Source organism: Streptomyces sp. NPDC056480 (assembly GCF_042795405.1).
In the GTDB taxonomy this organism is placed as follows: Bacteria; Actinomycetota; Actinomycetes; order Streptomycetales; family Streptomycetaceae; genus Streptomyces.
Genome location: NZ_JBHTSA010000074.1, coordinates 17543 through 40393, shown reverse-complemented (window position 1 = coordinate 40393; position 22851 = coordinate 17543). Strand labels below are relative to the sequence as shown.

At 72.8% G+C, this 22851-nt stretch carries 20 protein-coding genes and 2 pseudogenes; 11 read left to right on the top strand and 11 right to left on the bottom strand.

Annotation, left to right across the window (positions count from 1 at the left end; genetic code table 11):
* Nucleotides 1-122: 122 nt before the first annotated feature.
* Entirely contained in the window at nucleotides 123-1397 is a 1275-nt protein-coding gene (locus ACFQ79_RS27470; RefSeq protein ID WP_383588332.1) for an extracellular solute-binding protein, read from the bottom strand.
* 360 nt (nucleotides 1398-1757) lie between these two features.
* On the opposite strand from ACFQ79_RS27470, the gene ACFQ79_RS27465 reads away from it, so the two are divergent.
* Both ACFQ79_RS27465 and ACFQ79_RS27460 read left to right on the top strand, forming a co-directional pair.
* The gene (locus ACFQ79_RS27465; protein ID WP_383588329.1) at nucleotides 1758-2786 is read left to right on the top strand and encodes a LacI family DNA-binding transcriptional regulator; all 1029 of its coding nucleotides are present in this window, start codon (nucleotides 1758-1760) and stop codon (nucleotides 2784-2786) included.
* A 195-nt stretch (nucleotides 2787-2981) separates the two neighbouring features.
* Nucleotides 2982-3953: a phosphatase PAP2 family protein gene (locus tag ACFQ79_RS27460; protein ID WP_383588326.1), complete on the top strand. Its 972-nt coding sequence runs from the start codon at nucleotides 2982-2984 to the stop codon at nucleotides 3951-3953.
* Here the strand turns inward: ACFQ79_RS27460 and ACFQ79_RS27455 are convergent.
* Entirely contained in the window at nucleotides 3937-5508 is a 1572-nt protein-coding gene (locus ACFQ79_RS27455; protein WP_383588323.1) for an amidohydrolase, read from the bottom strand. The two genes, ACFQ79_RS27460 and ACFQ79_RS27455, sit on opposite strands and share 17 nt — an antisense overlap.
* Nucleotides 5415-7031 carry an APC family permease gene (locus ACFQ79_RS27450; RefSeq protein WP_383588321.1) on the bottom strand — a complete coding sequence of 539 codons (1617 nt, stop codon included), beginning with the start codon at nucleotides 7029-7031 and terminating at the stop codon, nucleotides 5415-5417. Before ACFQ79_RS27450 ends, ACFQ79_RS27455 begins: the two co-directional genes overlap by 94 nt.
* A 99-nt stretch (nucleotides 7032-7130) precedes the next feature.
* On the opposite strand from ACFQ79_RS27450, the gene ACFQ79_RS27445 reads away from it, so the two are divergent.
* On the top strand, nucleotides 7131-7748 hold the full coding sequence (locus ACFQ79_RS27445) for a TetR/AcrR family transcriptional regulator C-terminal domain-containing protein (protein ID WP_383588317.1): 618 nt from the start codon (nucleotides 7131-7133) through the stop codon (nucleotides 7746-7748).
* Nucleotides 7749-7783: 35 nt separating this feature from the next.
* Here ACFQ79_RS27445 and ACFQ79_RS27440 read toward each other — a convergent pair whose 3' ends face one another.
* The gene (locus ACFQ79_RS27440; protein ID WP_383588314.1) at nucleotides 7784-10786 is read right to left on the bottom strand and encodes a bifunctional [glutamine synthetase] adenylyltransferase/[glutamine synthetase]-adenylyl-L-tyrosine phosphorylase; all 3003 of its coding nucleotides are present in this window, start codon (nucleotides 10784-10786) and stop codon (nucleotides 7784-7786) included.
* Nucleotides 10787-11166: 380 nt separating this feature from the next.
* Here ACFQ79_RS27440 and ACFQ79_RS27435 point away from each other — a divergent pair, with 380 nt between their 5' ends.
* The 3 genes from ACFQ79_RS27435 (at nucleotide 11167) to ACFQ79_RS27425 (ending at nucleotide 14427) form a co-directional block, all read left to right on the top strand.
* Nucleotides 11167-13323, top strand: coding sequence for a PIG-L family deacetylase (locus ACFQ79_RS27435; protein ID WP_383588311.1), 2157 nt, complete (start codon nucleotides 11167-11169; stop codon nucleotides 13321-13323).
* 124 nt (nucleotides 13324-13447) lie between these two features.
* Nucleotides 13448-13984 (top strand): pyridoxamine 5'-phosphate oxidase family protein, encoded by a 537-nt coding sequence (locus ACFQ79_RS27430; RefSeq protein WP_383588308.1) that lies wholly within the window; start codon nucleotides 13448-13450, stop codon nucleotides 13982-13984.
* Between the two features lie 11 nt (nucleotides 13985-13995).
* Nucleotides 13996-14427, top strand: a complete 432-nt coding sequence (locus ACFQ79_RS27425; protein WP_383588305.1) for a VOC family protein — start codon at nucleotides 13996-13998, stop codon at nucleotides 14425-14427.
* Here ACFQ79_RS27425 and ACFQ79_RS27420 read toward each other — a convergent pair.
* From ACFQ79_RS27420 to ACFQ79_RS27410, 3 genes are all read right to left on the bottom strand, one after another.
* The gene (locus ACFQ79_RS27420) at nucleotides 14354-15043 is read right to left on the bottom strand and encodes a histone deacetylase (protein ID WP_383588302.1); all 690 of its coding nucleotides are present in this window, start codon (nucleotides 15041-15043) and stop codon (nucleotides 14354-14356) included. The two genes, ACFQ79_RS27425 and ACFQ79_RS27420, sit on opposite strands and share 74 nt — an antisense overlap.
* Nucleotides 15044-15087: 44 nt before the next feature.
* The gene (locus tag ACFQ79_RS27415; RefSeq protein ID WP_383588300.1) at nucleotides 15088-15582 is read right to left on the bottom strand and encodes a GNAT family N-acetyltransferase; all 495 of its coding nucleotides are present in this window, start codon (nucleotides 15580-15582) and stop codon (nucleotides 15088-15090) included.
* A gap of 140 nt (nucleotides 15583-15722) precedes the next feature.
* Nucleotides 15723-16463 carry a hypothetical protein gene (locus ACFQ79_RS27410; protein ID WP_383588298.1) on the bottom strand — a complete coding sequence of 247 codons (741 nt, stop codon included), beginning with the start codon at nucleotides 16461-16463 and terminating at the stop codon, nucleotides 15723-15725.
* A gap of 61 nt (nucleotides 16464-16524) precedes the next feature.
* Here ACFQ79_RS27410 and ACFQ79_RS27405 point away from each other — a divergent pair, with 61 nt between their 5' ends.
* Nucleotides 16525-16677 (top strand): hypothetical protein, encoded by a 153-nt coding sequence (locus tag ACFQ79_RS27405; protein ID WP_383588295.1) that lies wholly within the window; start codon nucleotides 16525-16527, stop codon nucleotides 16675-16677.
* A gap of 36 nt (nucleotides 16678-16713) precedes the next feature.
* Here the strand turns inward: ACFQ79_RS27405 and ACFQ79_RS27400 are convergent, their stop codons facing one another.
* A complete protein-coding gene (locus ACFQ79_RS27400; RefSeq protein WP_015033133.1) occupies nucleotides 16714-18075 on the bottom strand; it encodes a glutamine synthetase family protein in 1362 nt (453 codons plus the stop codon).
* 249 nt (nucleotides 18076-18324) lie between these two features.
* Here ACFQ79_RS27400 and ACFQ79_RS27395 point away from each other — a divergent pair, with 249 nt between their 5' ends.
* The 4 genes from ACFQ79_RS27395 (at nucleotide 18325) to ACFQ79_RS27380 (ending at nucleotide 20718) form a co-directional block, all read left to right on the top strand.
* Complete coding sequence (locus tag ACFQ79_RS27395; protein WP_383588292.1) at nucleotides 18325-18744, top strand: hypothetical protein; 420 nt, start codon at nucleotides 18325-18327, stop codon at nucleotides 18742-18744.
* Nucleotides 18745-18818: 74 nt separating this feature from the next.
* Nucleotides 18819-19466 (top strand): DUF3105 domain-containing protein, encoded by a 648-nt coding sequence (locus tag ACFQ79_RS27390; RefSeq protein ID WP_383588289.1) that lies wholly within the window; start codon nucleotides 18819-18821, stop codon nucleotides 19464-19466.
* 32 nt (nucleotides 19467-19498) lie between these two features.
* Nucleotides 19499-20143: a DUF305 domain-containing protein gene (locus ACFQ79_RS27385; RefSeq protein WP_383588335.1), complete on the top strand. Its 645-nt coding sequence runs from the start codon at nucleotides 19499-19501 to the stop codon at nucleotides 20141-20143.
* Between the two features lie 155 nt (nucleotides 20144-20298).
* Nucleotides 20299-20718: a CBS domain-containing protein gene (locus ACFQ79_RS27380; protein ID WP_383588286.1), complete on the top strand. Its 420-nt coding sequence runs from the start codon at nucleotides 20299-20301 to the stop codon at nucleotides 20716-20718.
* On the opposite strand, the gene ACFQ79_RS27375 is transcribed toward ACFQ79_RS27380, so the two are convergent.
* The 3 genes and pseudogenes from ACFQ79_RS27375 to ACFQ79_RS27365 all read right to left on the bottom strand — a co-directional run.
* Entirely contained in the window at nucleotides 20703-21599 is an 897-nt protein-coding gene (locus tag ACFQ79_RS27375) for an alpha/beta fold hydrolase (RefSeq protein ID WP_383588283.1), read from the bottom strand. The genes ACFQ79_RS27380 and ACFQ79_RS27375 overlap by 16 nt on opposite strands.
* Nucleotides 21596-22051: pseudogene (locus ACFQ79_RS27370) on the bottom strand (DUF998 domain-containing protein); the annotation flags it as partial. The gene ACFQ79_RS27375 and the pseudogene ACFQ79_RS27370, both read right to left, overlap by 4 nt.
* A 417-nt stretch (nucleotides 22052-22468) precedes the next feature.
* Nucleotides 22469-22699: pseudogene (locus ACFQ79_RS27365) on the bottom strand (DUF998 domain-containing protein); the annotation flags it as partial.
* Between the last annotated feature and the right edge of the window lie 152 nt (nucleotides 22700-22851).

The following is a 22851-nucleotide window of genomic DNA, read 5'->3' as shown; positions in this document are numbered from 1 at the left end:
GCTCCCTCCCGCTCCTGCGCTGCCCTGTGCCGCGGCGCCGGCCGCGGGCGACGCTGTCGCCCGCGGCCTTCACCACCGACTGGCTGGGGGTGTCCACAGCCATCAGCCGGCCTGCCTTCCTGTTACTTCCAGTCCTTCAGGAGCTTGCGGTAGGCGTCGCCCGTCGCCTTGGCTCCCGCGTCCGGGGTGGTCTGGCCGGTGAGGACCTTGGTGTACTCGGTGACGAGCGGCGCGAAGAGGCTGCCGGTCTCCGGGATCCAGGGGCGCTCGACGGCCTTGTCGACGACCGGCTTGAAGAAGCCGATCATCTCGTTGGTCGCGACGTCAGGCTTGATGTAGACGGACTCGCGGGTCGGGAGCAGGCTGAGCTCCTTGGCGACCGTCGCCTGGGTCTCGGCCGAGGTCATGTACTCGGCGAAGGCGTAGGACGCGTCGAGGTTCTTGGAGCCCGCGTAGACGGCGAGGTTGTGACCGCCCTGCGGGGCGCCCTGGCCGGCCGAACCGGCGGGGACCGGGGCGATGCCCAGGTTCGCCTTGTCGGTGAACTCCTTGCCGGCGTAGGTGTCGGCGACGGCCCACGGGCCGTTGATCATCATGGCGACCTTGCCTTCCTTGAAGGCGGTCTGCATGTTGTTCCAGCCGTCGGTGGCGTCGGTCTTGGCGGCACCGGAGTCCACCAGGTCCTTGACGACCTTGAAGCCCTTCACACCGGCCGGGTTGTCGACGGTGATCTGCTTCTTCTCGGCGTCGACGAGGTCGCCGCCCTCGCCGTAGAGGAAGGAGAGGAACCAGTAGGCGTCGTCGCCGCGCAGGTAGAGGCCGGGGTTGCCGGTCTTCTTCTTGATCTTGGCGGAGACGGTCTTGAGCTCGTCGATGGTCTTGGGGACCTCGACGCCGGCCTCCTTGAAGATCTTCTTGTTGTAGAAGATGCCCATGGAGTCGATGACCTGCGGGACGGCGTAGGTCTTGCCCTTGTACTTGGTGGAGGCCGCGGCCTGCTCCAGGAAGTCGTCCGCGCTCTTGAGGGCCGGGGTGCCGTCGAGCGGGGCCAGGTAGCCGAGGTCCGCGAACTCGGGGGTCCAGGCGACCTCGGAGCGGATGACGTCGGGGGCGCCGGAGCCGGACTGCGCGGCGTTCTTGAACTTGTTCTGCGCCTCACCGAACGGCACGTTCACGTACTTGACGGTGACCTTCGGGTGCTTCTTCTTGAAGTCCTCGGCGACCTTCTTGAAGACCTTGTCCTCGGAGCCGACCGTGGAGGTGTCCCACCAGGTCACGGTGCCGGAGAGCTCGCCCGAGCTCTTCGAGCCGCCGTCCGAACCGCTGTCACTCCCGCACGCCGCCAGGGTCACGCCCAGGGCCGCGACCAGCGCGGTGGCCGCTATGCCACGCCGCATGTGAACTCCTTCAACTGATCCCGGGGGGGACGAGGGGCTGGAACCTTCCTCATGCGACCGCTCCCTCGCGGCGCTCCGGGTTGCCAGGAACGTAACAGGGATGAAAACGAGCCGAAAGAGCTTGCGGCAACTTTCTGCAAGGACCGGGGATCGTTACATCCACGTGTCCCGAAGGTTGCCGTTGAATCGCTTGACAGCAGCTGACACACGCCCCTCGGGCGCCGTACGACCCCGCGCGCACGCCCCGAACGCACCACGCGCGCCCCGCAAGACCTGCAAGAGCTTGCGGAGTGGCTTGCATCACCCGTACCTCAGCCGTGCGGTGGGCAATACGCCCCGTGACCGGTACAGTCCATCCTCATGACCGCGCGGCTCTCCGACATCGCAGCCCAGGCGGGGGTCAGTGAGGCCACAGTCAGCCGCGTGCTCAACGGCAAGCCCGGTGTGGCCGGGGCCACCCGTGAATCCGTCCTTGCCGCGCTCGACGTGCTCGGCTACGAGCGGCCCGTACGCCTGCGCCAGCGCAGCGCCGGCCTCGTCGGCCTCATCACCCCCGAGCTGGACAACCCGATCTTCCCCGCGCTCGCGCAGGTCATCGGGCAGGCCCTGACCCGGCAGGGATACACCCCGGTGCTCGCCACCCAGACCCCCGGCGGGTCCACCGAGGACGAGCTCACCGACATGCTGGTCGAGCGGGGCGTCGCCGGCATCATCTTCGTCTCCGGACTGCACGCCGACACCACCGCCGACATGACGCGCTACGACCAGCTGCGCGGCAAGGGCGTCCCGTACGTCCTCCTCAACGGCTTCTCCCCCAAGGTGCAGGCGCCCTTCGTCTCCCCCGACGACCGGGCCGCGATGCGGCTCGCGGTGACGCACCTGGCCGCGCTCGGGCACACCAGGATCGGGCTCGCCGTCGGACCGAAGCGGTTCGTGCCGGTGCTCCGCAAGATAGAGGGCTTCCAGCAGGGCATGGAGGAGCGGCTCGGCCTCGGCTTCGAGGAGTCCGAGGCGCTGATCCAGCACTCCCTCTACACCCTGGAGGGCGGCCAGGCCGCCGCCGGGGCGCTGATCTCCCGCGGCTGCACGGCGGTGGTGTGCGCGAGCGACATGATGGCGCTCGGCGCGATCAGGGCCGCACGGCAGCAGGGGCTGGACGTCCCCAGGGACGTCTCCGTCGTCGGTTTCGACGACTCTCCCCTCATAGCGTTCACCGATCCGCCGCTGACCACCATCCGGCAGCCCGTGCAGGCGATGGGGCAGGCCGCGGTCCGCGCGCTGCTCGAAGAGGTCGGGGGCACTCCCGCCCCGCACTCCGAGTTCGTCTTCATGCCCGAGCTGGTCGTCCGCGGGTCGACGGCCTCGGCCCCGCCCGCCGTACGCGCCTGACGGCCGCGCGCCGAAGCCGCTCCCGCCCCGCGCCGCCCGACCCGCCCCTGACCTGTCCCTGACCTGTCCCTGTACCTGTTTCCGACCCTTACGGCACCCTCCGTACGACCTCATTCCTGAGGTGGACCGGGTGCGCCCCGAACCCGTCGGAGGGATGATCGGTCGGGGGGAAGGGATCTGGCAGACTCTCTCCCTATGGGTGAAACGACCGTGAAGAGTTTGGACAACCGGACGACCCCGTCGTCACCCACCGTGGCCGACGGCAGGTTCGCGCGCCTCCGTGCGCGCGCGCCACGGCGTCCCACGATCTGGTTCGAGATCGCGCTGATCGCGGTGAGCTACTGGACGTACTCGCTCATCCGCAACGCGGTGCCGGAGCAGAAGGCCCAGGCGCTCAAGAACGCCGACTGGATCTGGCAGGCGGAGGAGTCCCTCGGGCTGGCCTTCGAGCACGCCGTCAACCATGCCGTGAACTCGGTGACATGGCTGATCGTGTCGATGAACTACTACTACGCGACGCTGCACTTCGTCGTGACCATCGGTGTGCTCGTGTGGCTGTACCGATGGCACCCGGGCCGTTACGCGGCGTTCCGGACCGTCCTGTTCGCCACCACCGGTGTGGCCCTGGTCGGTTACTACCTGTACCCGCTCGCGCCGCCCCGGCTCATGAACGGCCAGGACTTCGTCGACACGGTGCTCGTCCACCACACCTGGGGCTCGATGGCCTCGGGCAACCTCAAGCACGTGTCGAACCAGTACGCGGCGATGCCGTCGATGCACATCGGCTGGTCCCTCTGGTGCGGCCTGACCATCTTCCTCCTGGCCAAGGCGCCCTGGGCGAAGATCCTCGGCCTGCTCTACCCCATGGCGACCCTCGTCGTCATCGTCGCCACCGCCAACCACTTCTGGCTGGACGCGGTCGGCGGCATGATCTGCCTCGCCTTCGGCTTCGCCGTCTCCTACTTCTGGTACGGCTCCCGCCCCCACCGCCTGCCCAAGCTGGTCGAACCGATGCCGGGCGCCGTGACGCGCGGCGGCCCGCCTCCGAAGGGGGAGACGGACCGCACGGACGCGAAGGCCGACGCCGTCTCGTCGACCGTGAAGGCCGCCGGGACGGACGAGGCCGGGAAGGCCGCTACGGAGCGCTCGGTCAGCTCCGGCAGGTGATCCGGCCGCCGGCGACGGTGAGACGGATCGGGGCGCTCTCCGTCTCGTCCGCCGGGGCCTCCACCGGGTCCACCGCGAAGGCGGTGAGGTCGGCCCGGTGGCCCGGGGCGATCCGGCCCGCGATCCTCTCCTCCCCCGCCGCGACCGCCGCGTGCGTGGTCATCCCCTCCAGGGCCATCAGACCCGTGAGCCCGTGCCGGGCCGAGGCCGCGCCGCGCGGGGCCCGCGCCGTGGCGAGGACCTGCCGGGCGTCGTAGTGGGCGATCGGCCAGTCCGAGCCGAGCGCGAGGTGCGCTCCGGCGTCCCGCAGGTCGCGGCAGCGCCAGGCCCGGGCCGCCCGCTCCTCGCCGAGCCGCCTGGACCATTCGTCGGTGTGGTCGGCGCGGGTGTACGCGGTGTGCGGGGGCTGCATCGAGGCGACGACACCGAGCGCGGCGAACCGTCCCAGCTGGTCGTCGGGGACCGTCTCGATGTGCTCGATGCGATGGCGGGGGCCGCCCGTACCCAGGGATTCCACCGTGTCGAGGACGTGCCGTACGGCGGCGTCGCCGATGGCGTGGGTGGCGGTGCCGACGCCCGCGCGGTGGAGACGGCGTACGGCGGCGGAGTACGCGGCCGGATCGGGCCAGAAGGCGTCGGTGCCCCGGCCGTGGCAGTCGGCGTGTTCCAGCCAGGCGGTACCGCCCTCGACGGTGCCGTCCATGAAGAACTTCACGCCGCCGATCGCCCACATGCGCCCGGCCCGCCCCTGGAGCCGTACGAACGCGTCCAGCTCCTCCTCGCCGACGCCCGGCATGCACCAGGGCGCGAGACGGAGGCGCAGCGGCAGCTCGCCGTCCTCCTCAAGGGCGGTCAGGAGGCCGGGGACGTCGGGTCCGCCGAGGTCCATGACGTGGGCGGAGGTGAGCCCGGTGGCGGCCATGCCGGTGAGCAGGTCGACGAGCCGGTCGCGGCGCTCGGCGTACGGCTGCGCGGGCAGGACCGGGGTCATCAGGTCCATGGCGGCGTGCTCGACCAGGTGCCCGGTGGGGCGCCCTTCGGTGTCGCAGACGATCTCGGAGAGCTGGGCGAAGGCGCGGGGCCCTTCGATGCCGGCGGCCTTGAGGGCGGCCGCACTGGCCAGGACCGAGTGTCCGTCGTAGAGCCGGAGGTACGCGGGGGCACCGCCGAGGACGTCCTCGATCAGGTCGTGGTGGACGGGGCGGCCGCCGAAGACGTTGTGGTCGAGGCCGAAGCCGATGATCCAGCCGTCGCGGCGCTCGGCGTCACGGAGGGCGGCCCGTAGTCCGTCGAGGTCGGTGACGCCGGACAGGTCGGTGCCGGTGAACATCTCCAGGCCCCAGACGGGGTGGCTGTGGGCGTCGGTGAGACCGGGGGTGAGGGTGGCGCCCGCCAGGTCGACGACCTCGGTGCCGGGGCCGCGCCAGGTGCGGGCGTCGGCGGCGTCGCCGAGGGCGGTGATCAGTCCGTCGCGGACGGCGACAGTGGTGTGGCCGCTCGGTTCGGGGGTACGGACGCGGGCGTCGACGAGGAGGAGGTCGGGGGCTGCGGACACGAGGGGTCGGCTCCTTCGGCGTGCGGGGCGGTCTGCGGGTCGGGGCTCGCGTGGGGGTTCGCGGCGCCGGACGGTCCGCCGTGCGGCTCGGTGGGCGGTTCTTCGGCGAAGTGGGCGTAGACCTCGGGGCGCGTGCGGCGCAGCCGGTACGCGAGGAGGAGCCCGAGGACGAGGACGGCGGGGACGACGGCGACGAGGACCGCGTTGACCGTCGGGGAGGCGCCGGTGAAGAGCGCCACCTTGGAGGCGACCAGCCAGATCGCCACGGCGAGCAGGACCGCCGCGGTGGCGGGGGCGACGAGGGTGCGCAGGGCGCCCTCCCGGTGCGGGACGCGCCGGAAGTAGCGGACGACGGCGAGGGCGGCGAGCAGCATCAGCGCCATGAGCCCGAGCATTCCGGGGGTGTTCACCCAGAGCAGCAGCTGTGTGTACGGGTCGGCGCCGGCGGCCGCGAAGCCGAGGACGACGCCCGCGCCGAGCACGGTCTGGGCGAGGCCCGCGACGTACGGGGAGCGGTGGCGGGGGTGGATCCGGCCGAGGTCGGCGGGCAGGACGCCCTCCTCGGAGAGGGCGAGGGCGTAGCGGTTGATCGCGTTGTGGAAGGCGAGCAGCGAGGCGATGATGCTGGTCACGATGAACACGTGCATCAGGTCGGCGGCCCAGGGTCCGACGTAGGTGGTGATGGCGGCGAAGAAGAGTCCGCCGGTGTCGCCGGCGGCGGCCGCGACGACCTTGTCGTCGCCGAAGGCCTGGATGACGGTCCAGACGACGAAGGCGTAGAACAGGCCGAGGAAGCCGACCGCGATGTAGGTGGCGCGGGGGATGGTGCGGGCCGGGTCGCGGGCCTCGCGGCGGTAGATCACGGTGGACTCGAAGCCGGTGAAGGCCGAGAAGGCGAAGGCCAGGACGGCCGCCGTGCCGGGGACCAGGACGTGGCCGGGGGCGAAGGAGGCGAGGGAGAGCCCGTTCGCGCCGCCCTCGAGCAGCACGCCGCCGGCGAGGAGGACGAGTATGCCGGTCTCGGCGACGAGCAGGACGCCGAGGACCTTGGCGCCGAAGTCGATGGAGCGGTAGCCGCCGTACCAGATGACCAGCAGGCCGGCGAGGGCGATCGGGAGCCAGGGCAGGTCGGTGCCCCACAGGGCGCCGGCGGTGTCGGAGGTGGCGGAGCCGAGGAGTCCGTAGACCCCGATCTCCATGCCGTTGTAGCCGACCATGGCGACGAGGGCGGCGGCGATGCCGAGCGGCTTGCCGAGCCCCTGGGCGATGTACGCGTAGAAGGCGCCGCCGCTGCGGACGTGGCGGCTCATGGTGGTGAAGCCGACGGCGAAGATCGCCAGGGTGATGCCCGCGAGGAGGTAGCCGGCCGGGGCTCCGATGCCGCCGAGGACGAGGGCGATGGGGGCGACGCCGGCCATCACGGTGAGCGGGGCGGCGGCGGAGACGACGAAGAAGGAGATGTCGGCGGTGCCGAGGGTGCCGGTGCGCAGGCCGGGCGGCTTGTCGGAGGTGCTGGAGGACATGCGGGAGAAGCCCTTCTCGTAAACCTAAAGGCTTTCGGTTGGCGCAATGTAGCCTCGTGTCCAACGATTCGGGAAGACCTGAACAGCGGGAGAACGTCCATGGGCCGGCCGCACAAGCCCCTGCTCGACCGGGTGCGCATCACCACCACGGCACTCGAACTCGTCGACGAGCAGGGCGACTTCAGCGTCCCCCAGATCGCCAGGCGACTCGGTGTGCAGACCGCCTCGGTGTACCACCATGTGGACGGCAGGGACGGCATCGTGGAGCTCCTGCGGGAGCGGATCTGCGCCGCCATCGACGGCGGCACCCTCGACGGACAGCCGTGGGACGCGGCCGTCGCCGCCTGGGCACGCTCCTACCGGGCCGCCTTCGCCGCCCACCCGAAGGCGATCCCGCTGCTCACCACCTCGCCCGTGCGCGCCCCCCGGGTCCTGGAGCAGTACGAGAAGGCGGTCGCCCTCCTCCTCGACGCGGGCTTCGCCCTCCCGGACGTGATGCCGGTGATCATCGCCCTGGAGAACCTCGTCCTCGGGTCGGCCCTCGACATGGCGGCCCCGGAGGCGATGTGGGAGCCGGCCGACGACACGGCGACCCCGCACCTCACGCGGGCGCTCGCCGCCTTCCCCGAGGGCGGCCGCACCGACACCGCCTTCGAACTGGCCCTGGCCGGCTATCTGACCCACATCCGGGGCATGCCGGACGCGGCGCGGGCGTGACACGGGCCTGCCCGCGCGGCCGGCCCCAGCACTCCCTACGCCCCGTAGAACAGCTCCTCGACGACGGCGCGGGCCCGGCGGGTCACCCGCCGGTAGTCGTCGACCATCTCGCCGACATGGCCGGCCTCGTATCCCAAGTACCTTCCGACCGCCGCGAGTTCACGCGGGTCCGAGGGGAAGGTGTCGCCGGACCGGCCACGGACCAGCATCACCGCGTTGCGGACGCGGGTGGCGAGGACCCACGCCTCGTCCAGGGTCTGCGCCTCGTCCGTCGGGATGAGCCCGGCCGCGTGGGCCGCCCGGAGTGCCGCGCGGGTACGGGTCGTCCGCAGCCCCGGCTCCACCCAGCCGTGCTGCATCTGGAGCAGCTGGACCGTCCACTCGACGTCGCTCAGACCGCCGCGCCCCAGCTTGGCGTGGAGGGTCGGGTCGGCGCCGCGCGGCAGCCGCTCGGACTCCATCCGGGCCTTGAGGCGGCGGATCTCGCGGACGGCGTCCTCGCCGAGGCCTTCCGCCGGGTAGCGCAGCGGGTCGACGAGTTCGACGAACCGGTCCCCCAGCTCACGGTCGCCCGCGATGGGTTCGGCACGCAGCAGCGCCTGGCTCTCCCAGACGAGCGACCAGCGGCGGTAGTAGGCCGCGTACGACTTCAGGGTACGGACCAGGGGGCCGCTCTTGCCCTCCGGCCTGAGGTCCGCGTCGATCAGCAACGGCGGGTCGGCGGTCGGGAGTTGGAGCAGTCGCCGCATCTCTGCGACCACCTTGCCCGCGGCCCGTGCCGCGTCCTGCTCGTCGACGCCCTCGCGCGGCTCGTGCACGAACAGGACGTCGGCGTCGGAGCCGTAGCCCAGCTCGTGACCGCCGAAGCGGCCCATGCCGATGACGGCGAACCGGGTGGGCAGTTCGTCGCCCCACTCGGCGCGGACGGCGGCCCGCAGGGCGCCCGCGATCGTCGCCGCGTTGAGGTCGGTGACGGCCTCCCCCACCCGGTCGACCAGCGCGCCCGGGTCGGGCTCGCGAGGACTGTCCTCGGTGCCGTACGAGCCGATGAGGTCGGCCGCGGCGGTCCGGAACAGCTCCCGGCGGCGCACCCCGCGGGCCGCCGCCACGGCCTGCTCGGCGTCGGACGCGCGGCCCACCGCCGCCAGGACCTCCTGCTCCAGGTGGTCCCGGCCGCGCGGCTTCAGCCCCTCCGGGTCGCCGAGCAGCGCGACCGCCTCGGGGGCGCGCAGCAGCAGGTCGGGCGCGAGGCGTCCGGCGGAGAGGACACGGGCGAGGTTCTCGGCGGCGGCGCCTTCGTCACGGAGCAGCCGCAGGTACCAGGGGGTCTTGCCGAGGGCGTCGGAGACCTTGCGGAAACCGAGCAGGCCGGCGTCCGGGTCGGCCGAGTCCGCGAACCAGCCGAGCAGCACCGGGAGCAGCGTCCGCTGGATCGCGGCCTTGCGGCTGACCCCGGAGGCGAGGGCCTCCAGGTGGCGCAGGGCGGCGGCGGGGTCGGCGTACCCCAGCGCTTCGAGCCGCTGCCCCGCAGCCTTCGGGCTGAGCCGGATCTCGCCGGGGGCGAGCTGGGCGACGGCGTCGAGCAGCGGCCGGTAGAAGAGCTTCTCGTGCAGGCGGCGGACGACGGCCGCGTGCCGCTTCCACTCCTTGTTCAGATCGGCGACCGGGTCGGTGCGCAGTCCGAGCGAGCGGCCGAGGCGGCGCAGGTCGGCCTCGTCCTCGGGGACGAGGTGGGTGCGGCGCAGCCGGTACAGCTGGATGCGGTGCTCCATGGCCCGCAGGAAGCGGTAGGCCTCGTCGAGCTGGGCGGCGTCGGCCCGGCCGACGTAGCCGCCGGCGGCGAGGGCGGCGAGCGCGTCGAGGGTGGTGCCGCTGTGCAGTCCGGCGTCGCTGCGGCCGTGCACGAGCTGGAGGAGCTGGACGGCGAACTCGACGTCGCGCAGGCCGCCGGGGCCGAGCTTGAGCTCGCGGTCGACCTGGGCGGCGGGGATGTTGTCGACGACCCGGCGGCGCATCTTCTGCACGTCGGGCACGAAGTTCTCGCGCTCGGCGGCCTGCCAGACCAGCGGGGAGACGGCGTCGATGTACTGGGCGCCCAGCTCCGGGTCGCCGGCCACCGCACGCGCCTTGAGCAGCGCCTGGAACTCCCAGGTCTTCGCCCAGCGCTGGTAGTAGGCGAGGTGTGAGGAGAGCGTACGGACGAGGGGGCCGTTGCGGCCCTCGGGGCGCAGATTGGCGTCGACCGGCCAGATCGTGCCCTCGACGGTGGTCTCCGAGCAGATCCGCATCAGGTGCGAGGCGAGCCGGGTCGCGGCCTGCATGGCCTTGGCCTCGCCCCCTTCCCGGTCGCCGACCTCGGGGGCCGGCTCCCCCACGAAGATCACGTCCACGTCGGAGACGTAGTTCAACTCGTGGCCGCCGCACTTGCCCATCGCGATCACGGCGAGCCGGCACAGGGCCGCGTCGGCGGGCGCGGCCGTACGGGCGATGGCGAGGGCGGCGCGCAGGGTCGCCGTCGCCAGGTCGGCGAGCTCCGCTGCGCTCTCGGCGACGTCGATGGTGCCGCACACGTCACGGGCCGCTATGGCCAGCAGGCACCGGCGGTAGGCGACCCGCAGCGAGTCCGCGTCGACGGCATCGGCGAGACCATGCTCGAACTCGGCGACCCCCGGGTGCAGGTCGGCGGCCTCGTAGGTGACGAGGGACTCCCAGTCGCGGGGGTGCCGGGCCAGGTGGTCGGCGAGCGCCTCGGAGGCGCCGAGCACCCCGAGGAGCCGGTCCCGGAACGGCTTGGCCGCGAGCAGCGTGGTCGTGAAGGTCTGCCGGTCGGTCTCGGGCTGCGCCTCGACGAGCCGGACGAGACCGCGCAGGGCGAGGTCGGGGTCGGCGGTCGCGCCGAGGGCGTCGAGGAGGACGTCGTCGCCGCGCAGCGTGGACAGCTCGGGCACGTCCAGGAGCCGTTCCGCCCCCGACGGGTCGGTGAATCCGTGCCGCAGCAGACGTGAGAACGTGCTGCTCCTGCGTCCCGGCACCGTCATTCCGCCGCTCCCTCCGAGCAGGTCCGCCCCGGGGCCGACCCCAGGGCTCACCCCCGGGTCGGAACCCGGGCGGATCGAGCCTATCCGGAGCGGGGGACCCGGGCGTTCAGGCCTTCGGTTCGCAGCGGATCACACGTGATGTCCCGCACATCGATGGCTTTTCGGGGCCGATGAACCGTATTCCTTGAAAGTCCGTCTTGCTGGAGGCGGACCGCTCCCGCCTGCCCGAACCCGCCGAAGCGACCCCGCGCGCCGAAGTGACCCCTGCGCCGGCGCGGGGCCGATCCGCCTGCCCGACCTGTTGCCCGACCTGTTGTCGACCCGTTGCCCGACCCGTTGCCCGACCTGTTGCCCGACCTGTTGAAAGCGCGCCGCCGACCATGCCCGTACGCCTCCGCCGTCGTCTTCCCCCGTCCCGCCGCAGGACCGTCTCCACCGCGGTCACGGTCCTCCTGGTGGGCGGCACCTTCGCCGGACTCCTGTCGGTGACCGGTGCGCCGAAGACGGCCGCGGCGCAGACGACGGCGCCGGAGGCGAAGGCGCCCACGGCCCCCGCTCCGGCCCCCAGGACGTCCGGACGGACCGCACGGCCCCCGGCGTCCGCCGCGCCCGGCGCGAAGACCGCCACGTCGGTCGTGCAGATCGTGGCGCACCCGGACGACGACCTGTTCTTCATGAACCCGGACATATCCCAGACCATCCGCTCCGGCACCGCGCTGGCCTCGGTGTACCTGACGGCCGGCGAGTCCGACGGCGTCAACGCCCGCCCCCGCGACGCCGCCGCCGCCACGGCCGACAAGGCGGCCTACGCCGAGGCCCGGCAGAACGGCATCCGTGCCGCGTACTCCGAGATGGCCACCGGCAGCCGGACCAGCCCCTGGGACCGGGTGGCGATCCCCACGGCCGGCGGCGGCCTGGCCGAGCTGGACACCCTGCGCGCCGACCCGAAGGTCAGGCTGGTGTGGCTGCAGATACGCGAGGCGGGGTCGATCAACGACTTCCGCCCCCACAGCCTGAACGGCCTCTGGCACGGACAGATCGGCACGCTGGAGTCGCAGCGCTCGTCGGGCACCCCGGTCGCCGCCGACTTCCGCTACACGAAGGACGAGGTCGTGGCGACGATCGCCGGGCTCCTCGACCGGTTCCGGCCGACCTTCGTCCGGATGCAGGACCCGAGCCCCGGCGCCGACCCGAAGAGCGGGAAGATCCGCGACCACCAGGACCACCTGTACGGGGCGCGGTTCGCCCAGGCCGCGCTCGCCCGGTACGCGGAACTGCCCGGACATCCGCGGGTCGGCGTGCAGAACTATCTCGGCTACCCCACCAGCGTCCTGCCGCACACGCTCGACCCCGAGACGGCGGGCGACAAGCTGAAGACCCTCGAGACCTACGCCTGGACGGACGGCGTCAACGACTGCGGGACGCCCGCCGGCTGCGGCGACCTCAAGGTGGCGGCGCGGCCCGCCGGACGCGGCTGGACCGCGACCGTGCGGTACGCCCGCGGGACCTCCACCTCCTGGGTGCAGCGGGACCGGGACGGCGGGCTGCACGCCTTCTCCGTCCTCGACGGCCGGCTCGCGGTCTGGCGGAAGCCCGCCGACGGCGGCGCGTGGAGCGACCCGGCGCTGCTGCCCGGCCGCGGCATGGACACCGGCGTCACGTCGGTGTCGCTGCCCGACGGCCGCATCGCGGTCTACGGCACCCGGACGCTCCTCGCGGGCGGCCCGGCCGGCTACCGCCGCGAGGTCGTGAGCACCGAGCAGACGGTGCCCGGCGGCGCCTTCGGCCCGTGGCGCTCGCTCGGGACGCCCGAGCGGAACGACGCGGCAGGCACCTCCGACATCAGCGCGCCCGCGGTGACCGTGGGCCCCGACGGCCGCGCGACCCTGGTGCTGCGCGACAGCCTCCGCCGTCTGACCGCCCGTGAGCAGGGCCCGGACGGCGGCTGGGGGCCGTGGCGGGTGCTCGGCGGCGTGGACGTGGTCGGCGACCCGGTCGCGGCGACGGACGGGCAGGGGCGCGGGTACGTCTTCGCGAGCACCCTGAAGAGCGTTCTGGTGTGGGCGCAGCACGTGCCCGGCGGGCCGCTCACGGGTCCGGCGCCGGCCGCGCTCCCGCCGACGACCCTGGCGCTGAGCGCGAGCCCGGCGCCGGACGGCGACGGCGTACGGCTCTGGTTCCGCAAGCCGGCCTCCGGCGATCTGCGCAGCGCCGACTTCTCGGGCCTCGGCCCGGTCTCCCCGGTCACGGAGCTGGCCGGCGGCGTGGCGGGCTTCGGCCCGGTGAGCGGCGGCGACGGACTCCTCGCGGTCCGGTCCCGCACCGGCTTCCTCGCGACGGCGCCGCACGGCAGGACGGGGGCGGCGGGACCGGCGTGGAAGCTGGAGAAGTTCCTGTTCGCGGGGGCGCCGGACGCGGGGAAGGACGGGGTGGCGACGATCGGCCTGGACGGCCGTCTGCACTGGACGCCGACGGGACCGGGGGTCCCGGCCGGGCCGGGAGCCGCGGCGGGGCCGGGAGCCGCGGCGGGCGAATGAGCCGGGCGGGCGAATGAGCCAGGGTCCCCCCGGCGGGCCGATGAGTTTCGCCGGCCGGTCCGGTCGTTACCTGTGCACACGCGCCGAACCGCGCGCGGCGGCACAGGCGACGAAGGGAACGGCGATGAACCCGCAGGCCCCGCAGACCCCGCAGACCCCGCAGACCCCGCAGACGGTCCTCGATCCCCGGTACAGCGACGACAAGGCGGGCCCGGTCCCCTGGTCCGAGGCCGAGGCGCGGCTCGCGGCGGCCGAGGTCTTCTGGCTGACGACCGTGCGTCCCGACGGCCGCCCCCATGTGACCCCGTTGATCGCCGTCTGGTCGGAGGGCGCGCTCCACTTCTGCACCGGCCCGGACGAGCGCAAGGCCCGCAACCTGGAGACCAACGCCTCCGTGGTCCTGACCACGGGCGCGCCCGCGCTCGGCGAGGGCCTCGACCTCGTGGTCGAGGGCGAGGCGGCGCGGGTGACGGACGAGGACCGGCTCGCGGCGCTCGCCGGGGCGTGGGTGGAGAAGTACGGCGAGGACTGGCGTTTCGAGGTGCGCGACGGGGCGTTCCGGGGGGACGGTGGTACGGCCCTGGTGTTCGCGGTCGCGCCTCGCACGGCCTTCGGCTTCACCAAGGGCGACCCCTTCGGACAGACCCGCTGGCGTTTCTGAGGAGAACCCCTGTGAACTGGACACTGGAAGTCGTCCCGGTCCCCGTCACCGACATGGACCGGGCGAAGGAGTTCTACGCCGAGAAGTGCGGATTCGCCGTCGACCTGGACGACGCGGTGGCGCCCGGCGTCCGCGTCGTCCAGCTGACGCCGCCGGGCTCGCGCTGTTCGCTCGCGCTGCTGAGCGGGATGCCGCCGATGCCGGGCACGAAGGAGATGGCCCCGGGCACCCTCCAGGGCCTGCAGTTCTGCGTGACGGACATCGAGGCGGCCCGGGCGGAGTTCGTCGGGCGCGGGGTCGAGGTCTCGGCGATCCGGCACGTGGGCGAGAAGGGCTGGGAGGACGGCAAGGGCGGCACGTGGAACGCCTTCATGACCTTCGAGGACCCGGACGGAAACGGCTGGATGGTCCAGGAGGCGCCGTCGGAGCTCTCGGAACGCTGAAGGCGGCCACGTCCTGCGGCGTCCAGTGCCCCGCCGCGCCGGGCCGGGAGGCGAGGTAGTCGGCTACTTCGGCGGGCCGCCACGCCCCGGCCTCGTGGAGCCCGGCCGCGAGGTGCCGCAGATAGGCGGCGGAGGGCGGACGGAGCCCGTCCGCCGGCGGCATCGGCCAGGGCGCGGTGAGGGTCAGCACGGGGATGCCGTCGATGCGACCCGGGCAGACGAGGGTCTCGTACCGGCCGGGACCGAGCGCGCAGCGGCCGGTGGCGAGGGCCTCGGCCAGATCGAGGTCGGTGCCGGGCTCCCGGTACATCTCCTGTGCGGCGATGTCGGAGAACTGCCCGGCGGTCAGCAGGTGCGCGACACCCCACGCGGTGCCGTCCGCATCGGGGTCGTAGAACGCCCGGCCCCCGGTCCACACGGCCGACTCGGTCGCGAAGTACACCTGCCCGTCCAGCTCGACGGCCACGGACCGGTCGGGGCTCCGCGGGTCCCGGCACCCGGGGAACTCCCGCGTGCCCCCGGCCGGGCGGCCGCCGGCGAGATAGCAGCCGAGGCGGTCGGCATGCATGTTGGAGCCGTAGGCGGCGTACCAGACGCGGGGACGGGGTTCCGGCATGGAACCCGACGCTAGCGCGGACGGCCCGTCACACCTAGAACCCCCTAGAACCCCCGGTAGAAGTGGCGGAGCTGCTCGTCCTCCGCGACGCACGGCATCCCGGCGGCCTCCATGACCCGGTGGGACGCCGGATTGTCCAGGTCGGCGTCGCCCTTCGCCCCGGAGACACCGGCCCGGCGGGCGATCTCGAGGAGCGCCCGCAGCGCCTCGGAGGCGTACCCGTTGCCGCGGGCGGCGGGCACCAGCCCGTACCCCACGGTGACGACCCCGATCTCGTCGGGCGGCCCGTGGAACCCGATCCCCCCGACGGTGACGCCGCTCTCCGCGATCCGTATCGCGTACGGCCGGAACACTCCCGGGTCGCCCCGCTCGGCGACCCCCCGCAGAAACCCGGTGGCCGAGCGGACGTCCCCGTCACCGGGATACCCCTCTCCCCAAAGATCCCCCGCCCCGGCCTCCCGGGCGATGACGCGCTCGGCCTCGGCGACGGTCAGGGGCTGGAGCAGGAGCCGCTCGGTGGCGACGGATTCGATCTTCACCGGGGCAGTCTGAACGGACACACCGCCCCGGGCAACGGATTAACCACCCGTGAACGGCCGGCCGCGTGGTCCGAGGATTCGGCGGAATCGACGCGGCCGCCTAGGGCCTCTCTCTCTGACGCCCGGGGACGGCGATTCAGTCAGTCCTGGCCGGGAGGGGCGGATGAGTACTCCTGGCCCGTCTTGGTGTCGGTGAGGGGCGTCGTGGGAGTGAGGCCGTCCACCGGGGTTTCCAGTTCTCCCCCGTCGCCCTCCCCCGATGGCTCGGCCGGGGGCGGGGGTTCGGCGGTATGGGCATCCTCCCCCGACGACTCGGGCTCGGGCGAGGGGGTGAGGTCCTGCTCCGTCGGGCTGCTCTCGCGGGGGCCGGCGAGGCATTCCGTCTCGGCAGTGCACTCCTTCCACAGCTCCTCCGAGGCCGTACCGACTTGGTACGCGATGCTCTTCGCCGGACGCCGCAGCCGGAGATCCACCGTCCAGGTGCCGCGGCTTCTGTTCAGGACGGCGTTGGCGACCACCCACCGTTTCCCGTTGCCGGCAGCCATCTCAGGCCCCAGGAGACCGACTACGGCGGTTCCGGGCTCGAGGTTCTTGAACGTCCCCTCAAGATGCCACGCCACGGCCGGCGAGGGCAGGTTCGGATGCGGTCCGGACCGCACCTTGGTGATGTATGCCTCCTGCCGGATCTCGTCGGTGGGCTCGACGCGCGGCGGTTCCGAGTCATCGGACCCCCTCGTGAGCAGGACGCCGATCACCGCTGCCGCCGCGGTGACCACGGCGGCCAGCAGTGTCTGCCAGCGCTGCAGACGGCCACCGCGGGTCTGGTCGGGACGGCCCTCTCCATCCGGCGCACCCGTACTCGGCGGCGTCTCCTGATCCATGCGCTCTCCCTCGTGAGGATGCCGCCACCTTGCACGGGTTCGCGACCGCTACGGCATCGGCATGCGCTACCGCGAGGCGGACATCACCGAATGGCTGCACGTGACCAACCGGGTGAAGGCGAACGAGACCTCTGGTTCCACGTCCGGCGGCCCGGAGACGGCCCATGCCGCATGGCACGACTCAGGGCCGACGGTTCGCCACCGTCGGCCCTGATCGCCGGTTCCGGGCTGTGCCCGTTCTGCCCTTCGGCTACAGCACCGGCAGGTTCTTGCGGAGTTCGAAGGCGGTGACCTCGGAGCGGTACTCCTCCCACTCCTGCTTCTTGTTGCGGAGGAAGAAGTCGAAGACGTGCTCGCCCAGCGTCTCCGCCACCAGTTCGCTCTTCTCCATCAGGGCGATCGCCTCTCCCAGGTTCTGCGGGAGCGGTTCGATGCCCATCGCCCGGCGTTCCGCGTCCGAGAGGGCCCAGACGTCGTCGTCGGCGCCGGCCGGGAGTTCGTAGCCCTCCTCGATGCCCTTGAGGCCGGCGGCCAGGAGGACCGCGTACGTCAGGTAGGGGTTCGCGCCCGAGTCGATGGAGCGGACCTCGACGCGGGAGGAGCCCGTCTTGCCCGGCTTGTACATGGGGACGCGGATCAGGGCCGAGCGGTTGTTGTGGCCCCAGCAGATGTACGAGGGGGCCTCGCCGCCCGAGCCCGCCGTGCGGGACGAGCCGCCCCAGATGCGCTTGTACGAGTTGACCCACTGGTTCGTCACGGCGGAGATCTCGCCCGCGTGCTTCAGCAGGCCCGCGATGAACGAGCGGCCGACCTTGGACAGTTGGTACTCGGCGCCCGACTCGTAGAACGCGTTCCGGTCGCCCTCGAAGAGGGACAGATGGGTGTGCATGCCCGAGCCCGGGTAGTCCGAGAACGGCTTCGGCATGAACGTGGCCTGCACGCCCTGCTCCAGCGCCACCTGCTTCATCACCAGACGGAAGGTCATGATGTTGTCCGCCGTGGAGAGGGCGTCCGCGTAGCGGAGGTCGATCTCCTGCTGGCCCGGGGCGCCCTCGTGGTGGCTGAACTCCACCGAGATGCCCATCGATTCGAGCATCGTGATCGCCTGACGGCGGAAGTCCATGCCCACGTTCTGCGGGGTGTGGTCGAAGTACCCCGAGTTGTCCGCCGGGGTGGGGCGGGTGCCGTCGAGCGGCTTGTCCTTGAGGAGGAAGAACTCGATCTCGGGGTGGGTGTAGAAGGTGAAGCCCAGGTCCGAGGTCTTGGCCAGCGCCCGCTTCAGGACGTACCGCGGGTCCGCGAAGGACGGCGATCCGTCCGGCATCAGGATGTCGCAGAACATCCGCGCCGTCCCCGGCGCCTCGGCGCGCCACGGCAGGATCTGGAACGTCCCCGGATCCGGCTTGGCGATCATGTCCGACTCGTATACGCGTGCGAAGCCCTCGATCGCGGAGCCGTCGAAGCCGATGCCCTCGTCGAAGGCCTGCTCGAGCTCGGCGGGCGCCACGGCCACCGACTTGAGGAAGCCCAGCACGTCGGTGAACCAGAGACGTACGAAGCGGATGTCGCGCTCCTCGAGCGTACGGAGCACGAATTCCTGCTGCTTGTCCATTTCCACACCCATCCTCGCTGGTCAGGCCGCCTGCTCCCACCGCCTCAGAGCACATCGGGGGGCACCTGAGCATCCCACCACATGGTTTCGCGCACGTTGCACACCCATAGTGCCTGCTCGGGTGTGACTCAGGTAACGCGGGAAGGGCGGCGTCCGGGTGCCCGTTCTCCCCTCGGCCGCCCACCCGTCGGTACCGAGTGGTACCCCGTTCGGCCCACAGAGCCCCCGCGCCCACTACGATCTCCGCCCATGGGGGCCACACGGCTCGTACGCCCGTCCCAGCACGCGCGTCCCATGGCACTGGTGAGTGCCGTGGCGACGCTCCTCGCCGCGCTCTTCTTCTGTCTGGGCGCCGGACCCGGTCCCGATAACCATCACACGGGCACCGGACCGAGGACCGCGAGCGGGCCCACGGCCACCGGCACCACGGCCGCCCCCACGGTCACCGGCACCGTCGTCGAGTACATCTGCCCGTACGACCGCGGCGGCTGCTCCCTCTTCCCCTCGCTCTCCCCCGCGGTGCTCAGCGCGCCCCCGCTCGATCCGCCGCTGCACGCGGCCGACGGGCTCCCGCGCTTCGAGCCGCCGTCCGGTGACGGCGCCGCGCGCCGTTCCGGCGTCCGGCCGCGCGCGCCGGATCTGCACGTCCTTCAAGTTCTTCGGACATAGCGGCGGCGGGCGTCCCGCCCCGCTCCGTCCACCCCCGAACTCCACCCCCATCCCTGAAGAAGGACGACATCACCATGGCCGCCAAGAGCTCCGCCAACGCCGACCGCCGCGCCCGAATAGAGGAGATGCGCCGCGCCGAGCAGGCCCGTGAGCGCCGCAACCGCCTCGTCACGATCGGCATCTCGGGCGTCGTCGTCCTCGGCCTCGTCGGCTTCGGCACCTTCGTGCTGATGAAGAAGTCCGACGAGCAGGACAAGAAGGACGCGGCCGCGAAGGCCCCCATCGCCGCCGAGAAGTCCTGGGACGCCAAGAAGCTCGGCCGCAACCACGTCGAGACGGCCGTGAAGTACGAGATGAAGCCGCCGGTCGGCGGTGACCACCACCCGGTCTGGATGAACTGCGACGGCGTCGTCTACAAGAAGGCCGTCGCCGAGGTGAACGCCGTGCACTCCCTCGAGCACGGCGCCGTCTGGGTGACGTACAGCAAGAAGGCCGCGGCCGACGACGTGAAGAAGCTCGAGGACAAGGTCGGCAAGACCAAGTACACGCTGATGAGCCCGGTGGACGACCAGGCCGGCGCCATCATGCTGTCCGCCTGGGGCAAGCAGGTCACCGTGGACAACGCGAGCGACCCGCGCATCGACGCCTTCTTCACCAAGTACGTCCAGGGCCTGCAGACCCCCGAGCCGGGCGCCGCCTGCACGGGCGGGATCGGCCAGTGAGCCGGATCGGCGAGGACGACGGCGACGACCTCCTGACGCCCCCGGCCCGGCGGCCGAACCGGACGCAGTGGGCGGCGATCACCGCCGTCGCGCTCGCCCTGCTGTTCGCCGGGGGCGCCGTCACCGTCGCCTCCGCCGAGCGCGAGGAGGCGCCGCGTACGCCCTCCTCGCTCTCCGCGGACGCCGGCTTCGCCCGGGACATGGCCGTCCACCACCAGCAGGCCGTCGAGATGTCGTTCATCGTCCGGGACCGCACCCAGGACGAGGAGGTGCGCCGTCTCGCGTACGACATCGCCAACACGCAGGCCAACCAGCGCGGCATGATGCTCGGCTGGCTCGACCTGTGGGGGCTGCCCAAGATCGAGTCCGGCGTCGAGCCGATGACCTGGATGGGCATGGGCGGCTCCGGCGACACCGGTCCGCTCGACGGGGCGCTCATGCCCGGCATGGCGACCAACGCCCAGCTCGACGAGTTGCGCCGGGCCGACGGCCGCGAGGCGGAGATCCTGTACCTGAAGCTCATGACCGAGCACCACAGGGGCGGGGTCCACATGGCCGAGGGCTGCGTCCAGAAGTGCTCGGTGGAGATCGAGCGCGGTCTCGCGCAGGGCATGGTCGACGCCCAGAAGTCCGAGATGCTGCTGATGGCCGACATGCTCAAGAAGCGTGGTGCCTGACGGCCCGGTCCGATGACCGGTCGGCCCCCGTGACCCTCCGCGGTCGCGGGGGCCCTGTCGTACGCCGACAAGTCGCGGCGGTCGGGCGGTGCGCCGACAATGGATGGGGCTCGGGGACGTACGTGTGACCACGTCCGACGAAAGGTACGCACCCCATGACCACGGCGAAGGACATCATGCACCCCGGGGCCCAGTGGATCCCGGCTCACGAGACGCTCGACCGTGCCGCGCAGCTGATGCGCAACCTGAACGTCGGCGCGCTGCCCATCGCCGACGAGAACGAACGGCTCTGCGGCATCATCACGGACCGCGACATCGTGGTCGGCTGTGTGGCCATGGGCCACGACCCCTCGAAGATCACCTGCGGCGAGATGTCCAAGGGCACCCCCCGCTGGGTCGAGTCGGGCGCGGACGTGGGCGCCGTCCTGGAGGAGATGCAGGGCCACCAGATCCGGCGGCTGCCGGTCATCGAGGAGAAGCGGCTCGTCGGCATGATCAGTGAGGCCGATCTGGCCCAGCACCTGTCGGACGAGCAGCTCAAGGGGTTCTGCGAGAGCGTCTACGCGCCTTCCTGAGGCGGTTGCGCGCCTTCCTGAAGCGGTTGCGCGCCTCCTTGAGGCCCCGACGCGCCTTCCTGACCGGACCCCGGGACGGATCGCAGGATCACGGTGGCGACCGCTTCCGGGCGGTCCTTCATGACCAGATGGCCCGACGGCACGGCCGCCTCGTAGCGGGCGCCGAGCCGTCGGGCCAGCGCGCGTTGACGCCGTTCCCAGCGGGCCGAGCCGTCGGGGGCGGCGAGGACGGTGACGGGGAGGCCGGGCGGCAGCGGGTGCGCGCCGCGCAGGACGAGGAGTTCGGCCGCGACGGCTCCGTAGTGGGCGTTCTCCCAGAGGGTGCCGCGCAGGACGCGCGAGGTGCGGTACACGCGGTGGACGAGGGCGGTGGGGGCCGGGTCGTGGCGCACGGCCGCGCGGCGCGCCGCGGGGCCGAGGGCCGCCGGGAGTCCGGCGGCGGACAGGACGGCGCCGAGGACCCGGGCGACGGACCCCGGGGACGTGCTCACCCGGGGGTGCTCCTCCACCGACGAGTCCACGAGCACGAGCGCGGCGGTCCGGTCCGGGTGGAGGCGGGCGAAGGCCTCGGCGTGGAATCCGGCGATCGAGTGACCGACGACGGTGGCGGGGCCGGGGAGCCCCAGCGCGTCGAGGAGCGCGGCGATCCGGTGGGCCTCGCCCGCGGCGGTGGGCGGGCCGGCGGCGGGCTGGGAGAGGCCGTGTCCGGGGCGGTCGAAGCGGACGACCGTACGGTGCCGGGCGAGGAGCGGGACGACCGGGTCCCAGTCGAACCAGCTCATTCCGAGCCCCGCGCTCAGGACGCAGAGCGGTCCCGAGCCCTCGACGACGACGTGGTGGGCGACGCCGTCGACCCGTACGAAGGCCGGCTGTCCGGTCATCGTTCCTCCTCCGTGGTGGTCCGGGACGTCGCGAGGGAGTACGCCAGGACGGCGAGCCACACCGCCACCAGGAGCACCTGGAGCCGCTGGCCGACGCCGAGCGCCCAGGCGCCCTTCCCCGCCTCGAAGGCGGCGACGGCGGCGAGGGTCCAGACGGTGGCGCCGACCTCCAGGGCGACGACGGCCGGGCCGGTACGGGCGAGGGGCCGCCACCGGCCGTACCGGCGGGCGGCCACGGTCAGGGCGACGAGGGCGACGAGGGCGCCGGTCATGGCGAGACCGGAACTGACGGCATGGGCCGTATGGGTGGCGGGCACGAGCCCGGCGGTCTCGCGCGCGGCGCACGCGGGGTCGACGGTCGCGGCGCAGCTGAGCGGGAGGCGGGAGTCGGCGATCGTGGCGGCGCCGAAGAGCGCGAGCGCGCCCCACCCGAGGACCACCCAGGGCTCACGGATCCGCCGCGCCCGGCCGGCCCCGGGGGCGCCCGGCCGCCGGGCCGCCAGGACGCCCGGCCGCCCGACCGCCGAGTCCCGCGGGTGCCCCTCCGCCGCGTGGCGGGCTTTCGGGGCCCATGGTTCACCGGTCCGGCCTGACCCCCGGGGCCCCGCCCGGCCGGCCGTGGGGCCGGCCATCGGACCGGCCGTCGGACCAGCCGTCGGACCGTCCCTCGGACCAGCCATCGGACCGTCTATGGGACCAGCCGTCGGACCAGCCATCGGCGGCCCCGCCCGGCCTGCCTCCGGCGTCCCCGTGGGACCGGGCCCCCTCGGCCCCTGGCGCGTCGGCTCCTGGCGCGGCGGCTCCGGGCGCGTCGGCCCCGGGCGCGTCGGCTCCTGGCGCGTCGGCCCCGGGCGCGTCGGCCCCGGGCGCCGCGTCCACGCCCAGCCCAGCACCGCCCCCGCCAGGACCAGCGCCCCCGACACCAGGTCGGTCGCCCGGAAGAAGGTGCCGAACGGCTGGTCGGACGCCGCCATTTCGGAGACGTACGTCCGGACCGGGTCGAGCCCGGTCCGCAGGACGGCTTCGAGGACCCACGCGGTGTACGCGAGCGCGCCGAGGGCCAGCAGGGCGGCCGAGGCTCGCGTCACGTTTCCGGGCATAGTGGGTCTGACGCTACGGCGTTCCGGAGGGTTGCCGGTGCCCGGGGTGGATCGGGCCCGGTTCTGTCGGGGCGTCAGTGATCGTCATGGGAGCCATGGAAGCCATGATCGATCGGGCGCGGCAGAGCCGCACGCCGGGTGGGAGGGACGGG